At 61.4% G+C, this 14,503-nt stretch carries 16 protein-coding genes; 5 read left to right on the top strand and 11 right to left on the bottom strand.

The genetic code is table 11. From position 1 onward, the window contains the following. Window positions 1–9: 9 nt before the first annotated feature. From AB4O41_RS28380 to AB4O41_RS28400, 5 genes are all read left to right on the top strand, one after another. Window positions 10–1,302, top strand: a complete 1,293-nt coding sequence (locus tag AB4O41_RS28380) for a nitrous oxide reductase family maturation protein NosD (RefSeq protein WP_460145577.1) — start codon at window positions 10–12, stop codon at window positions 1,300–1,302. Next, window positions 1,299–2,222 carry an ABC transporter ATP-binding protein gene (locus AB4O41_RS28385; RefSeq protein WP_460145578.1) on the top strand — a complete coding sequence of 308 codons (924 nt, stop codon included), beginning with the start codon at window positions 1,299–1,301 and terminating at the stop codon, window positions 2,220–2,222. Before AB4O41_RS28380 ends, AB4O41_RS28385 begins: the two co-directional genes overlap by 4 nt. After that, entirely contained in the window at window positions 2,219–3,049 is an 831-nt protein-coding gene (locus tag AB4O41_RS28390) for an ABC transporter permease (RefSeq protein ID WP_063340241.1), read from the top strand. Before AB4O41_RS28385 ends, AB4O41_RS28390 begins: the two co-directional genes overlap by 4 nt. Before the next feature lie 31 nt (window positions 3,050–3,080). Continuing rightward, entirely contained in the window at window positions 3,081–3,608 is a 528-nt protein-coding gene (locus AB4O41_RS28395) for a nitrous oxide reductase accessory protein NosL (protein WP_460145579.1), read from the top strand. A gap of 127 nt (window positions 3,609–3,735) precedes the next feature. Beyond that, window positions 3,736–4,479: an SDR family NAD(P)-dependent oxidoreductase gene (locus AB4O41_RS28400; RefSeq protein WP_460148449.1), complete on the top strand. Its 744-nt coding sequence runs from the start codon at window positions 3,736–3,738 to the stop codon at window positions 4,477–4,479. Between the two features lie 900 nt (window positions 4,480–5,379). On the opposite strand, the gene AB4O41_RS28405 is transcribed toward AB4O41_RS28400, so the two are convergent. The 11 genes from AB4O41_RS28405 to nirS all read right to left on the bottom strand — a co-directional run bounded on the left by AB4O41_RS28405 (window position 5,380) and on the right by nirS (window position 14,413). Then, complete coding sequence (locus tag AB4O41_RS28405; RefSeq protein ID WP_460145580.1) at window positions 5,380–6,873, bottom strand: cytochrome D1 domain-containing protein; 1,494 nt, start codon at window positions 6,871–6,873, stop codon at window positions 5,380–5,382. Then, window positions 6,870–7,709: a uroporphyrinogen-III C-methyltransferase gene (gene cobA / locus AB4O41_RS28410; RefSeq protein ID WP_460145581.1), complete on the bottom strand. Its 840-nt coding sequence runs from the start codon at window positions 7,707–7,709 to the stop codon at window positions 6,870–6,872. Before cobA ends, AB4O41_RS28405 begins: the two co-directional genes overlap by 4 nt. Window positions 7,710–7,779: 70 nt before the next feature. Then, window positions 7,780–8,958, bottom strand: a complete 1,179-nt coding sequence (nirJ, locus tag AB4O41_RS28415) for a heme d1 biosynthesis radical SAM protein NirJ (protein ID WP_460145582.1) — start codon at window positions 8,956–8,958, stop codon at window positions 7,780–7,782. Between the two features lie 26 nt (window positions 8,959–8,984). Further along, window positions 8,985–9,488, bottom strand: a complete 504-nt coding sequence (gene ahbB / locus AB4O41_RS28420; RefSeq protein ID WP_460145583.1) for a siroheme decarboxylase subunit beta — start codon at window positions 9,486–9,488, stop codon at window positions 8,985–8,987. Next, window positions 9,463–9,906, bottom strand: a complete 444-nt coding sequence (locus AB4O41_RS28425) for an Lrp/AsnC family transcriptional regulator (RefSeq protein WP_460145584.1) — start codon at window positions 9,904–9,906, stop codon at window positions 9,463–9,465. Before AB4O41_RS28425 ends, ahbB (AB4O41_RS28420) begins: the two co-directional genes overlap by 26 nt. Beyond that, window positions 9,899–10,414 (bottom strand): siroheme decarboxylase subunit beta, encoded by a 516-nt coding sequence (ahbB, locus tag AB4O41_RS28430; protein ID WP_460145585.1) that lies wholly within the window; start codon window positions 10,412–10,414, stop codon window positions 9,899–9,901. Before ahbB (AB4O41_RS28430) ends, AB4O41_RS28425 begins: the two co-directional genes overlap by 8 nt. After that, entirely contained in the window at window positions 10,411–10,869 is a 459-nt protein-coding gene (locus AB4O41_RS28435; RefSeq protein WP_460145586.1) for an Lrp/AsnC family transcriptional regulator, read from the bottom strand. The genes ahbB (AB4O41_RS28430) and AB4O41_RS28435 overlap by 4 nt, the downstream gene beginning before the upstream one ends. A gap of 1 nt (window position 10,870) precedes the next feature. Continuing rightward, entirely contained in the window at window positions 10,871–12,049 is a 1,179-nt protein-coding gene (locus AB4O41_RS28440) for a cytochrome D1 domain-containing protein (protein WP_460145587.1), read from the bottom strand. Continuing rightward, entirely contained in the window at window positions 12,046–12,372 is a 327-nt protein-coding gene (locus AB4O41_RS28445) for a c-type cytochrome (RefSeq protein WP_460145588.1), read from the bottom strand. Before AB4O41_RS28445 ends, AB4O41_RS28440 begins: the two co-directional genes overlap by 4 nt. A gap of 16 nt (window positions 12,373–12,388) precedes the next feature. Continuing rightward, entirely contained in the window at window positions 12,389–12,706 is a 318-nt protein-coding gene (locus tag AB4O41_RS28450) for a c-type cytochrome (protein WP_460145589.1), read from the bottom strand. Between the two features lie 24 nt (window positions 12,707–12,730). Continuing rightward, window positions 12,731–14,413: a nitrite reductase gene (gene nirS, locus AB4O41_RS28455; RefSeq protein ID WP_460145590.1), complete on the bottom strand. Its 1,683-nt coding sequence runs from the start codon at window positions 14,411–14,413 to the stop codon at window positions 12,731–12,733. Window positions 14,414–14,503: the final 90 nt, after the last annotated feature.

Here is a 14,503-nt window from a genome sequence, read left to right on the forward strand (position 1 = left end):
AGCAGGCCGATGACCGATATCGAGGAAAGTCCGGTGAAGGCCATTGCCCTTGTGCTCCTGTTGATATCAGGCGGCGCACTGGCGGCGGTGCAACCGATCACCACGTTGCCGTTGCGGGTTGACGCGCAACAACGCTGGCATCTGCCGGCGGGCGAGTACCGTGGCTCGTTCAGCGTCGATCAACCGATGCAAATTGTCTGCGAGCCCGGCGCGGTGTTTCAGGCGCAAGGGCAGGGTAACGGGGTGATCGTCAGCGCGCCCGATGTGCGGATCGAGGGCTGCACCTTCCTGGATTGGGGGCACGACCTTACCGCCATGAATGCGGCGGTGTTCCTCCAGCCCAAGGCCCGTGGCGCGGTGATCAAAGGTAATCGCATGCAGGGCCAGGGTTTCGGTATCTGGGTCGACGGCACGCAGGATGCGAGCCTGATCGACAACCGCATCCAGGGGGATCCGGCGCTACGCTCCCAAGATCGCGGCAACGGTATTCATCTGTATGCGGTGCATGGCGCCAAGGTCATCGGCAACCAGGTGCGCGACACCCGCGATGGCATCTACATCGACACCTCCAACGGCAATTTGCTGCAGGGCAACACCCTGGAAGACCTGCGTTACGGCGTGCATTACATGTTCGCCAACGACAACCGGCTGATCGACAACACCACGCGCCGCACCCGCACCGGCTACGCCTTGATGCAAAGCCGCAAGCTGACGGTGATCGGCAACCGCTCCGAACAGGATCAGAACTACGGCATCCTGATGAACTACATCACCTATTCAACCTTGCGCGACAACTTCGTCACGGACGTGCGCGACGGCTCGACCGGCGACAGCATGATCAGCGGCGCCGAGGGCAAGGCGCTGTTCATCTACAACTCGCTGTTCAACAGCATCGAACACAACCACTTCGAGCACAGCGCCGTGGGCATTCACCTCACGGCCGGCTCCGAAGACAACCGCATCGCCGACAACGCCTTTGTCGGCAACCAACGGCAGGTCAAATACGTCGCCACCCGCTTGCAGGAATGGTCGGTGGATGGCCGGGGCAATTACTGGAGCGATTACCTGGGCTGGGATCGCAACAACGATGGCCTGGGCGATATCGCCTACGAACCTAACGACAACGTCGACCGCTTGCTGTGGCTGTATCCGCAGGTGCGGCTGTTGATGAACAGCCCCGGGATTGAATTGCTGCGTTGGGTGCAACGGGCCTTTCCGGTGATGAAATCGCCGGGCGTCCTGGACAGCCATCCGCTGATGAATCCCACCACACGACCCCTGACCCAGGAGCCCACCGCATGAACGTCATCGACATGGAAGGCGTCAGCCAGCGCTATGGGTACACCACTGTGTTGCATCAGTTGAACCTGAGCCTGGGCGAAGGCGAAGTGCTCGGCTTGTTCGGGCATAACGGCGCGGGCAAGACCACCAGCATGAAACTGGTGCTCGGCCTGCTTCAAGCCAGTGAAGGTTCGGTCCGGGTATTCGGCCGCTTGCCCAGTGATCCGCACGTAAGGCGTTTGCTGGGCTATTTGCCGGAAAACGTGACCTTCTATCCGCAAATGAGCGGGCTGGAGACCTTGCGGCATTTCGCCCGACTCAAAGGCGCAGCGCCCGCGCAGGTGGACATGCTGTTGGAGGAAGTAGGCCTGGCGAACGCGGCACATCGACGGGTTAAAACCTACTCCAAGGGCATGCGCCAGCGACTGGGACTGGCGCAAGCCTTGCTCGGCGAGCCGCGCTTGTTGCTGCTCGACGAGCCTACCGTCGGCCTCGATCCGATAGCCACTCAAGACCTCTATCGGTTACTCGACCGGCTGCGCAGCCAGGGCACCAGCATCATTCTCTGTTCCCACGTATTGCCGGGCGTCGAGGCGCATATCAACCGTGCCGCGATTCTGACCCAGGGGCGCCTGCTGGCCCTCGGCAGTCTGCGCAGTTTGCGCGAGGAAGCCGGGTTGCCGACGCTGATTCGCGCCAACGGCCTCAAGCACGCCGGGCCCTTGCAGCAATCCTGGAACAACGCCGGGCACATCACTCAGCGCTGGGGCGTGGAGGGCCTTGAAGTGGCTGCGATCAATGGCAACAAATTGGACCTGTTGCGCCAATTGCTCAATGAACACGAGCCGGCCGACGTGGAAATCGACCCACCGTCCCTGGAGGACATCTACCGCTATTACATGGGCCGGGCCGGCGCGACCTCCACTGGAGAGACCGTATGAATCCGATCTGGAACATGGCCCGCAAGGAATTCAATGACGGTTTGCGCAACCGCTGGTTGTTGGCGATCAGCCTGTTGTTCGCCGTGTTGGCGACCGGCATCGCCTGGTTGGGGGCGGCGGCTTCGGGGCAATTGGGCTTCACTTCGGTGCCCGCTACCATCGCCAGCCTGGCCAGCCTGGCGACGTTCCTGATGCCGCTGATTGCCTTGCTGCTGGCCTATGACGCCATCGTCGGTGAAGACGAAAGCGGCACGTTGCTGCTGTTGCTGACCTATCCGCTGGGGCGCGGGCACATCCTGCTCGGCAAGTTCGTCGGCCACGGATTGATCCTGGCGCTGGCGACCCTCATCGGTTTCGGCTGCGCGATGCTCGCGATTGCCGTGCTGGTGGAGGACGTCGAACTGAACCTGCTGCTCTGGGCGTTTGGACGATTCATGCTGTCATCGACGTTACTGGGTTGGGGCTTTCTTGGGCTGGCCTATGTGCTAAGCAGTGTGTCTGCCGAGAAATCCACCGCCGCCGGGCTGGCGCTGGGGGTGTGGTTCTTCTTCGTGCTGGTGTTCGACCTGGCGCTGTTGGCACTGCTGGTGCTAAGCGAAGGTCAGTTCAACCCGAAGGTGCTGCCGTGGTTACTGCTGCTCAACCCCGCCGATGTCTATCGGCTGATCAATCTTTCCGGTTTCGAGCCCGGCGCCGGCAGCGCTGGCGTGCTGACCCTGGGCAGCGATTTGCCTGTACCGGGCTCGATGCTCTGGCTGTGCCTGTTGCTATGGGTGGCGGTGCCTTTGGGCTTGGCCTGGTTGCTGTTCCGTCGACGGGCGACATGAATTCACACCTTGGTTTTTGGAGCATCTGACGATGAGTAATCTGTATTCGACGACGGTACGCGCCGCGGCGGGCCTGATGGTTTGTCTGCTGCTGGCGGCCTGTGACAAACCGGTGCAAGCCACCTACAGCGACGCCGCCGCTGCCTTCCATCCCAGCGATGAATGCCATGTTTGCGGCATGATCATCGACGGCTTCCCCGGGCCCAAGGGCGAAGTGGTCGAGCGCAGCGGCATCAAGAAATTCTGCTCCACGGCGGAGATGATCGGTTGGTGGCTGCAACCGGAAAATCATCATGGCGAAGCCCGGTTGTATGTCCACGACATGGGCCGCAGTCCGTGGAACGCCCCCAATGATGCCCATCTGATCGATGCCAAGGATGCGTTTTACGTGGTCGGCACCCAACTCAAAGGCGCCATGGGTGTGGTGTTGGCGTCTTTCTCCAGCCAGCAGGCTGCGGAAAAACTGGCCGCCGACCAGGGCGGTCGTGTGCTGCGGTTCAGCGAGATCGATCAGGCGGTGCTTCAGCAGCAGACAGCGATGTCGCACTCGACTCATTGATCGGCCGATTATCCGACGGGTCATTGAGAAAATCTGATCGCCGTCAAGTCGGTATTTCTGCGTCTGTTCAAAGATAGGGGCTCACACGTCACCAGTGCTTGGCATTAACGATGCCCAGGAGAACATGATGCAAACCGAGTTTCAGGATCGTCTGGCGGTGATCACCGGCGCCAGCTCCGGGATTGGCCTGGCGTTGTGCGCCGCGCTGTTGCCGCGTGGGGTCAAGGTGCTGGCGATGTCACGCACCGTCGGTGAATTGCCCGCGTTGCAACAGATCTACGGCGAACGGCTGCAATGGTGTGCCGGGGACGTCACGTGCGAGGAGGACTTGCAAGGGCTGGCCCGGAGGGCGGCGGCGCTAGGGCGGGTGGATTATCTGGTGCCCAACGCGGGCATTGCCGAAATGGCCGACAGCCTGGACATGCCGGCCTTCCAGCGCCAATGGGCGGTCAACGGTGCCGGGGCGCTGAACACGCTGGCGGCGTTGCGCGGTGAGTTGGCGAACCCTGCCTCGGTGGTGTTTGTCGGTAGTTTTCTGACCAGCTCGAGCTTTCCCGGTCTGGCTGCCTGCATTGCCAGCAAGGCCGCGCTGGCGGCTCAGGCGCGCACATTGGCGGTGGAGTTCGCGCGTTATGACGTGCGCATCAATCTGGTCTCGCCGGGACCGACCGCGACCTCGATGTGGGATAGCCTGGGGTTGAGCGATGGGGAACTCGATGACGTCGCTGATACCCTTGGCAAGCGTCTGTTGCCGGGTCATTTCCTTGATGCGTCGGCGGTGGCTAATGTGATTATTTTTCAATTGTCCCAAGGCGCACGGGGTGTCTATGGGCAGGATTGGAAGGTTGATAACGGTTATACCTTGGGGTGATGGGTGAACGCACACACACACACACACACACACACTTGGGTTGCGAAGACGGTCCGTGGTTTGTTGACTGAGTACATATCCATTCCTGCGGTAACGGCCACTAATGGTTCCGCTCTTACAGCGGGTCACTTTCGAAAAGCGCGAAAGTTACCAAAGCGCTTTTCGCCCCTGACGTACGGTGGCTCGCCTAGGCTCGCCATACCCTCACTCCGGTCCTGCTCCGTGGGCCCGCCGCGATCGGCCATCCATGGCCGTGCGCGGCTAACCCGGCATCCATGCCGGGTTGCCCACTGCGCAGAACCTGCGCTCGGCCTTCCGACGGGGCAGATCAAAAGCCAAAGCCAAAGCCAAAGCCAAAGCCAAAGCCAAAGCCAAAGCCAAAGCAAAGCAAAGTAACAGGAGCCGTTCCCACACTGATCGTTCCCACGCTCCGCGTGGGAATGCCGCCGGGGACGCTCCGCGTTCCGCTCGCGACGCAAGACTTGAGTCCTGCGCACTGGTGACGCGGAGCGTCACGGGATGCATTCCCACGCGGAGCGTGGGAACGATCAACACGCGTAGGTGTTGAGGAAGCAGGCCGGCCGGTAGGCCGCCTCGCGGTGCTGTTGCGGTGCACGCCCCCTCGAGAGGCCGAGCGCAGGTTCTGCGCAGTGGGCAACCCGGCATGGATGCCGGGTTAGCCGCCCCCGGCCATGGATGGCCGATGGCGGCGGGCCCACGGAGCAGGACCGGAGCGAGGGCATGCCGAGCCTTAGCGAGGCACCGAACGAAAGGGGCATGAGCGCTTTGGTTACTTTCGCGCTCTTCGAAAGTGACTCGCTGTAAAAGCGAAACCAATAGCAGCCGTTACCGCAGAAACGGATATACACCCAAGCTCAAGCTCAAGCTCAAGCCCAAGACCTAATGCGAAGTCCCCTCCACAAACTCAATTTTATTCCCCACGTTATATTTGCCCGACGGCTTGTTCATCGGAATGCGCTTAACCTCCTCAAGCGTATTACTGTCATACACAATCAACGCGCCATCGGTGGCCCAGACACTCAGCAACAAGTAGCGACCATCGCGAGTGAACTCAACATGGGCAGCCGTTTTGCCAGGCATCGGACGCAAGGTATGGGCTATTTCCAGAGTCTGCTTGTCAATCAAGTGGATCGCGTCGTTATCAGGCCCGAAGAACACATCGGTCCAGGCATAACGCGAATTCACATGACTGCGCATAAAGAAGCCCGGCCCCAGGGTCGGAATTTCCTTGATCAGTGTCCAGGTCTTGAAATCGATGACCGAGATCAGTCCCTTGCTGATATTCGGCGTGGCGAACACCCACTCACCGTTACGTTTCCAGTAGGTCCCCGACCCCAGGTGCGGCATGCCCGGCAGCGGTATGTCGGTGACCACCTTGCCACTGTCGAGGTCGATCACCTGACCGCCCTTGGCCTTGCGCGATGTGGCCAGCAGTTGCTTGTAGTCCGGTGAAAAGGAAAAGTCGTCCAGCACGTCTTCGGCCTGGATCCGTCGTGGTTCGAAGTCCGGTGTGCCGGCGCTCGACAACTCCCAGACTTCCTTCACATCCTTGAGCGCCACGATGAAACTGTCCCGTGGTGGCGCGGTGTAGACCGCGCTGACCCGTGATGCGGTGCCGTCCTGGCCGATTGCCGGGATGGTTTTGACCAGCGACAAATCGCGGGCATCGAGCACCACCAGATTGCCCGGCAGATAGTTGCCCACCAGCACCCAGCGGCCATCTTTGCTCACCGCCAGGTTGCGGGTATTGAGCCCGGCGCGGACTTCGGCGATCAGCTTCAGGTTGTGCAAGTCATACAGGCTGACCCAGCCATCGCGTGAGGCGACGTAGACGAAGCGTCCATCCGGCGAGAACTTCGGCCCGCCATGCACCGCAAAGTGTGAAGCAAATCGCGCCAGCACGTCGAAACGATCGCCGTCGAGGATATCGATGTGATGGTCGCCGGCTTCCACCACCACAAACAGGTTCAGCGGATCGGCGCCATGCTGGGGTGTGTCGGGTAGTTTGCTGATATCGGCGAGGATGGAATGACTCCCGCGAATGTCGTCGTTATTCCAGGTGGGTGGAGTGGCGGGTGGTTGCTGAAGGTAGTCCACCAGCGCATCGATCTGCGCAGGACTGAACACGTTGGCATACCCGGCCATCTGGCTTGCGGGGCGGCCGTTCTGGATGACGCTACGGATTTCATCGGGCTTGATCCGGCTCAAACTCTCCGGCAGCAAGGCCGGCCCCGTACCGCCGAAACGGTTGGCGCCATGGCAGCGCTGGCAATGTTGTTGGTAGAGGTCGGCGGCCGCGTCGGAGGATGGAAGCGCTACACCGGCATGGGCTGCACCGATCCATAACAATGGGGCAAGCAGCATGCGCCTCATATCGCCACCTTACCGTGGCGTTGCAACACGGGAGCGGAGTAAAAGCGCGCCGGGTATTCCTGCTGTTGGGTAGCGAACAGATCGACCACTTTGCCGATCACCGTCAGCGTCGGAATGCCTGGTGGGCAATCCAGCGCCAGGGTCGGCAACTGGTGCAGCATGCCTCGCGCGACGTGTTGGTCGGGACGTGTGCCATTGCTGATCAGCGCCGCCGGTGTATCGGCGGCCATTCCGGCTTCGATCAAGCGCTGGGCGATAATCCCGAGGTTCGATAACCCCATGTAAAACACCAGGGTCTGGCTGCTGTCGGCGAGGCTGCTCCAGGGCAGCGACAACTCACCATCGCGCTGCAAATGCCCGGTAATGAAGCGGCAGGAGTTGACCAGGTCCCGGTGGGTCAGCGGAATGCCCGCATAAGCACTGCAGCCGGAAGCGGCGGTAATGCCCGGGACTACCTGGCAGTCAATGTTGCGTTGCAGCAGATACTCCAGCTCCTCGGCGCCACGGCCGAAGATGAACGGGTCGCCGCCCTTGAGCCGGACCACGCGCTGCCCCTGATCGGCGAGGTCGGCGAGCAGTTCGTTGATCTGTTCCTGGGGCAGACTGTGGCAGCCGCTGGCCTTGCCGACGTAATGCCGGGCGCAGGTGAGGGGGATCAACGTCAGCAGCTCGGGGCTGATCAGGCGGTCATAAACCACGGCGTCAGCCTGCATCAACAGGCTCCAGGCACGCAGGGTCAGCAGGCGTGGATCACCGGGGCCGGCGCCGACCAGAGCCACTTCGCCCGGTCTGAACGGGGACGCAAGTGCGGCCGGTAAAACAATCGATGGGTGCATGGGACGTCCTTGGTTCTTCATCAGGTGGGCCGGCTCCATCCTTTGCCAGATGGCTCGCCAGGCGGGTGTTTCAGTGCATGACGCAAGGGATGGTCATTAATGGCGGCATACCGATTTCTTCATCGCTGAGGTGGCAACCGGGGTCCTGACCCCAGAGGTCTCCCTCGGCCCAGGCGCGGGTGCGGGTATTGCCGTTGCAGATGTTCAGCCAGCGGCATTGGCCGCAACGGCCACCGACGGCGCGAGGATGCGCGCGCAGCTGCTGCAACAAGGCGTCCGGCTGGTCCAGCCAGAGCGTGCGAAACGGCGTTTGTCGGACATTGCCCACCGAGTGCTGCCACCAATAGGTGTCGGGGTGCACTTCGCCGGTGTTGTCGATGTTGGCGATGCCGCTGCCCGAGGCGTTGCCGCCCCAGGCCCGGAGCATGTGTTCCAGGCGCGGGTAATGTTCGGGTAGACGCAGGCCCACCCATTGCAGCAAGAGAATCGCGTCGGCATCGTTGTTGCCGCTGACAAAATCGCTGTCGCGACCGTGCTGGATGTCTTCCCAGGCCTGTTCGAAGATCAGCGTCATCGCCTCGCGGCTCATCTGTTGCCGGGCATCGAGCTTGCGGCTGCGTTTGCCGCGACCGCTGTAATTGAGGTGCGACAGATAAAACTTCTGCACGTCGTACTCACGCATCAGCGCCAGTAATTGGGGCAGTTGCTGATAGTTCTCTTGGGTCAGGGTAGTGCGTAGGCCGACGCGAATGCCTCGTTCACGACAGAGCCGGATCGCCCGCATGGAACTGGCGAAACTGCCCTTGAGTTGGCGGAATGCATCATGGGTGGCTTCCAGACCATCGATGCTGATCCCGACATAGTCGAAATTCGCCGCGCGGATTTGCGTGATGTTCCTCTCATTGATCAGCGTGCCATTGGTGGACAACGCCACAAAGAAACCCTTGTCGCGGGCGTAGTCGCTGAGCACAAACAGATCGTCGCGCAGCAGCGGTTCACCGCCGGAAAGAATCAATACCTTCACCCCGGCATCGTGCAGATCGTCGATCACGGTCAGCGCGGCGGGCGTATCCAGTTCGTCGCGAAAGACGCTGTCGGCGGACGTGGCGTAACAGTGTTTGCAGGTCAGGTTGCAGCGCCTGAGCAGGTTCCAGATCACCACCGGTGGCCGGTTGCTGCCCGGTGGGCTGGTTCTGGGGGCAGGCGCCTGGCCGGTCAGGGCGCGCAGGTATTGGCTGATCCTCAACATGCAAATCTCCTTGAGCAAACGCGTGTTCAGCGTGGCGCTGGTGGTAGCCGCAAACCGGTTTTCTTCAGGATGCGGCTGCTCACCAGCATCTCGTCGGCGGTGCAGGCATCGCCCAGCAAGTAGCGCAGGTGTTCGCGGTAGCTGTCGATTTCCTCGCGGCTGCGACCGTGGACCATGGCGAACAGGTTGTAACGCCACGCGGTTCGTCGCGGGCGTCGATAGCAGTGGCTGACAAAAGGCTGCGCACCGATCAGCGCGCCGAGACGCGGCATGTCCGTGTCGTGCACATCCCAGACGGTCATGCCGTTGTAGCGATAGCCCAGGCGATAGTGGTTGGGGACGGCGGCGATGCGCCGGATGGCGCCCTCGGCCTGCAAGCGCTTGAGCAAGTCCAGGGTGGATTCGATGCTCAGCTCCAGCTGTTCGGCGAGCCAGGCCCACGGGTCGTCCAGCAATGGCAGGCCGGCCTGGGTCAACTCGATCAGACGCTGAGCCAGGGTGTCTTCAGACCGGGAAGTACAGACCGACATGGTAGGTCTCCTCTTTGGGCAAGTTGAGCAGCGGCAGGCCGGTCAGGGTTTCGATGTGCTGCAGGGTCTCGGCGATACCTTGTTCGGTCGGGCAGCCGAGCACGAACCACATGTTCCAGGCGTGTTCGCGTCGGTAGTTGTGCGCCACTTCAGGCAGGGCGTGCAGTTGCTCGGCGACCTCGTCGAAACGTTCTTCCGGTACCGCCAGCGCCGCGAGGGTGAAGGCGCCGCCCAGGCGTTCGATGTCGAACATCGGGCCGAAGCGCGTGAGCATGCCGTCTTCCAGCAAATCATGGAGGCGGTCGAGCAGTTCGGTGCTGCTGCTCTTCAGTTCGGCGGCCAGTGCCTGCCACGGGTGGCGCACCAGCGGCAGGCCCAGTTGCAGGCGGTTGATCAGCCGACGGTCGAGATCATCCATGGGTGGGGGCTCCGGTTGGTGAGGGGGCAAAGCGTCCGCCGCACTGTTTGAACGCGTGAGTGCTGAACAACAGTTGGTGGGGCAGGTCGCTCAGCAGGTGTTCTTCCAGCAACGTCTGGATCTGCGCTTCGACCCGCTCACGTTGGCGCCCATGAACCATGCAAAAGAGGTTGTAGCGCCACTGCGGCAGGCGTCGCGGCCGTTGGTAGCAGAGGGTGATGCCGGGCGCCCGGCCCAGGCGCTGGCCGACTTCGTCGATCAGCGCGTCCGGAATATCCAGCACCAGCATGGCGTTGGCGGTAAAGCCCAGTGCGCGATGGTTGAGCACCAGGCCGATCCGGCGAAATAGCCCTTGCTCATGCCACTGGTGCATTTGCGCGAGCACCTGATTTTCGTCGGCGTCTATCCGTTCGGCAAGGGCCTGATAGGGACGCGATACCAACGGCAATCCGCCTTCCAGATGCCGACGCAGCGCCAGTGCCTGTTTGGGACTCAACCCCGGCGTCATGGGCTTTCTCCCAGGGCAAAACCGAGGTCGATGCGATAAGCGGTCAACATCGGCAGATCCAACGGCATGAGGCCGGTGTCTTTCTCGAGTTGTTCGAGAACGCATTCGATGTGTTGGCGATCAGGGCCGGTCAGCACAAACCACAGGTTGTAGAAATGCTCCCGCGCGTAGTTATGGTTGACCTCGGGATATTGGCTGACGTGCTCGGCGACCTGTTGCAAACGTTCGGCGGGCACGGCGAGGGCGGCGAGGGTACTGGCCCCGGCGCGACTGTGTTCGAACACCGGGCCGATCCGTGAGAGGGTGCCGGCCTGATCCATTTCTTCCAGGCAAGCCATCACCTGGGCCACGCGACAACCGAGAATCCGCGCCATCTCTTTGTAAGGTTCCGCGCACAGCGGCATGCCGTGCTGGAAGCGGTCGATCAATTGGCGGCTGAGCAGGTCGAGGTTCATTTCAATAGCCCATTTTTTGCGCGCGACTGCTGAAGAAGATGCCGCTCGGCGCGGTGGCGGGTAGGGTGCTCAGTTGCTTCAGGCTGTACGGGTCCCAGACCTGAACCTGATCGCCATCGCGTAACGACAGCCACAACTGGTCGCCACGTGCGGTGAATTCCATGTGCAGCACCGCTGGCCCTGGCCGCAGATCGGCGACCACGGCATGGGTTTCGCTGTCGATGACTTGAACCCGATCGTTGTCCGGGTAGGCGAAATTGACCCACAGTTGCCGACCGTCCGGCCGCGATGTGACGAACACTGGTTGACCAGCCACCGGAATGGCAGCGGTTTGCTGCCAGGTGCGCGAATCCATCACTAGCACTTGATGGCGACCGACTGCGGGCACGAAGGCCTGATTGTCGGCAACGGCCCAACCTTCCAGATGCGGCATCTTGTAGACGGGCAGTTTCGCCTGGCCGCGTCCGTAATCACCGAGCACTCGCTGCACCCCGCGCTCCGGATGCCAGAGGTCGAGTTGCGCCATGCCGTCTTCGCCGAACAGTCCCGCCATGTAATAGCGACCATCCGGGGTCACCAACGCGTCGTAGGGTTGCTGGCCGATGTCGGTGAAACGGTTGATCCGCGGCGTGTTGCCCTGGCTGAAATCGGCGGTCCAGATCTCGCCGGTATCGAACAGGCTGAACACAAAACGCTGACCGGGCGCATCGACCAGGCCGACCACCCGTGAGCGCTTGGTGCCATCGGCCAGGGGCGTGGCCGGAATATCGGCCACCAGTTGCAGGGTTTCGGCATCGAACACCTTGACCCCGCCGGGCACATAGTTGGACACGGCGATGAGTTTGCCGTCCTGACTGATCGCGCCGCCGATGCTGTTGCCTCCCTGTATCACCCGTTGATCGATGCGTTGGGTCAGCAGGTCGATCTTGCTCAGCCCGCCGTCGCGGCCGAACACATAGGCATAACGCTGGTCGCGGGAAAACACCACCGAGGCATGGGACAGATCGCCCAAACCGTCGAGTCGGACCAGTGCCGTGCGAGTGTCGCTTTCGATGATTTGCACGCTACCGGTGGCGCGCTCCACCACCACGCCCAGATCGCCGGTACCACGCAACGGTGGCTGAACACACGCGGACAACAACAGCCCGGTCGCCGCTAAAAGCAGGGTTGATCGGATCATGGTGCGGGGTATCCCTGGAGAAGAAGATCGACCAGCCAATGGATGTCGTCCTGGCTGAGCAGCGGGGCCCAACCGGGCATCGCGGTGCCGGGCCGGCCTTGACTGACAGTGGCTATCAGGCTGTCCCTGGACTTGCCCGCCAGCGTTGCGCGGGTCAGGTCGGGACCTAGCCCGCCGGTCATGTGCAGCCCATGGCAGGCGCCACAGTCCTGGGCCAGCAGGTGTTCAAGTTGCGCCTGACGCTTGGCGTCAGGCGCCGCAACCGAGGTCGCGCAAAAGAGGAGGAGGGCCGCCAGAATCGCAGCGTGTCGATAAACCTTCATGACGCCCTCCAGTTGGCTATTTGAGACTCAGGACCCAGGTTGCAAGTGTCTTCGCTTCTTCATCCGTCACCGGGTTGGCCGGCATGGGCATCGGGCCCCAGTTGCCTTGCGTACCGTTCTTGATGTGGTTGGCCAGGGTGTCCACGGCCCCGGCCACGCCGGCGTTCTTGGCCGCGACATCCTTGAGCGCCGGGCCGACAATCTTGGTATCGATGGAATGGCAGGCGGCGCAGGGTTTGCTCTTGAACAGCGCCGGCCCGTCCTCGGCAGCCATGGCCGGCTGCACACTCAGCGCAGCGGTCAGGGCGAACAGTGAAAACAGAATATTTTTCATGGGGATTCCTTGCATTGATGGAGCTCAATAGATGTCGTGTTGGGTGTTATAGACGTTGAATTTTCCGGTGGGGGTGATCAGTCGTTTGTCCTTTATGACTGATTTGAGTTTCAGCGTTTTGTCGTCGATCACTACCAGCGCCGATTCGTCTGATTGACCGCTCCACACTGAGAACCAGACTTCATCGCCGGCCTTGTTGTATTCCGGCTGTACCACTCGCATCGCGCCTTGCTTGATGCCGGCGTATTCGGCGATGGGCAGCACGGTGTAGCCGGCGTCGAGTTTGTCGATGTTGAACACCGCCACCGACTGGCTCAGCTTGGCGTCGGGGTTGAGGGTGGTGTCGACATACAGGTGACGGGAGTCAGGGTGGGTTTTGATAAACAGCGATCCGCCGCCCTGGCCCTTGAGTGAGGCGACCTGTTTCCAGGCGTATTGCGGGTGTTTGACCGGGTCGGTGCCGATCAGCGAGATGCCGTCATCACCGAGGTGGCTGGTCGCCCAGACCGGGCCGTAGGTCGGGTGGTTGAAGTTGGCGCCGCGTCCCGGATGAGGGGTTTTGCCGACCTCCACCAAGGCTGCCAATTTGCGATCTTTGGAGTCGATCACGGCGACTTTGTTGGAGTTGTTGGCGGCGGTCATGAAGTAGCGGTGGGTGCTGTCCCAGCCGCCGTCATGCAGGAAGGGTGCGGCATCGATGTAGGTGATGGTGAGGTTTTTGATGTCCTGGTAGTTGACCAGCATGACCTTGCCGGTTTCCTTGACGTTGACGATGAACTCCGGCCATTCGTGGGAGGCGATGATCGCCGCGACTCGGGGTTCGGGGTGATATTCCTGCTTGTCGACAGTCATGCCGCGAGTCGAGACGATCTGTTTTGGCTCCAGGGTTTCGCCATCCATGATGGTGAATTGCGGCGGCCAATAGGAGCCGGCGACGGTGTATTTGTCTTCGTAGCCCTTGAACTTGGAGGTCTCCACCGAGCGCGCCTCGATGCCCACTTTGACTTCGGCGACCTTGGTCGGCTCCACTGGCCACAGGTCGATCATGTCGATCCGCGCGTCTCGTCCAATCACCAAGAGGTAGCGACCGGAGGCGGAGATTCGCGAGATGTGCACCGCATAACCGGTCTCGATCAGCTTGACGATTTTCTTGCTGTCTCCGTCGATCAGGGCAATCTTGCCGTCATCGCGCAACGTCACCGAAAACAGGTTGGGCAGGTTGAGTTTGCTCAGTTGCTTCTTCGGACGGTCCTCAGGCTTGACCAGCACTTTCCAGGTTTTCAGCGTCTCGGCCATGCCCCATTCCGGTGGCGTCGGCGGCGTGTGCTGAACGAACTTGGCCATTGACGTGATCTGATCCTTGGTCAGCGCATTTGACGTCCCCCAGTTCGGCATACCCGCCGGTGAGCCGTAGGTAATCAACGCCTCCAGAAACGGTTGCCCGCGGGACTGGGTGATGTCTGGCGTCAGTGGTTTGCCGGTGGCGCCTTTGCGCAGAACGCCGTGACAGCCGGCGCAACGCTGAAAGTAGATTTCCTTGGATGAATCGAACTCGGCTTGGCTCATGTCGGGAGCGCCAGCGGTTTTGACCATGGGTGGTGTGGTAGCAGGCTCGTCGGCTCTAGCCGCGTGAGTCACCGCAAGGGCCAGCGCCGAACACAATGTGGCGACAGTCAGAGCAAACGTTTTTCTATTGCTGATCAGCATTCCATTTCTCCTCAGGCAAGACCTTTGCGATGTGCTGAAACGGCAGCGCAGAACGCAGGTTCTTAGTGCCGTGCAAGGCTATGCCCGAGC

This window comes from Pseudomonas sp. S2_A02, assembly GCF_054668495.1.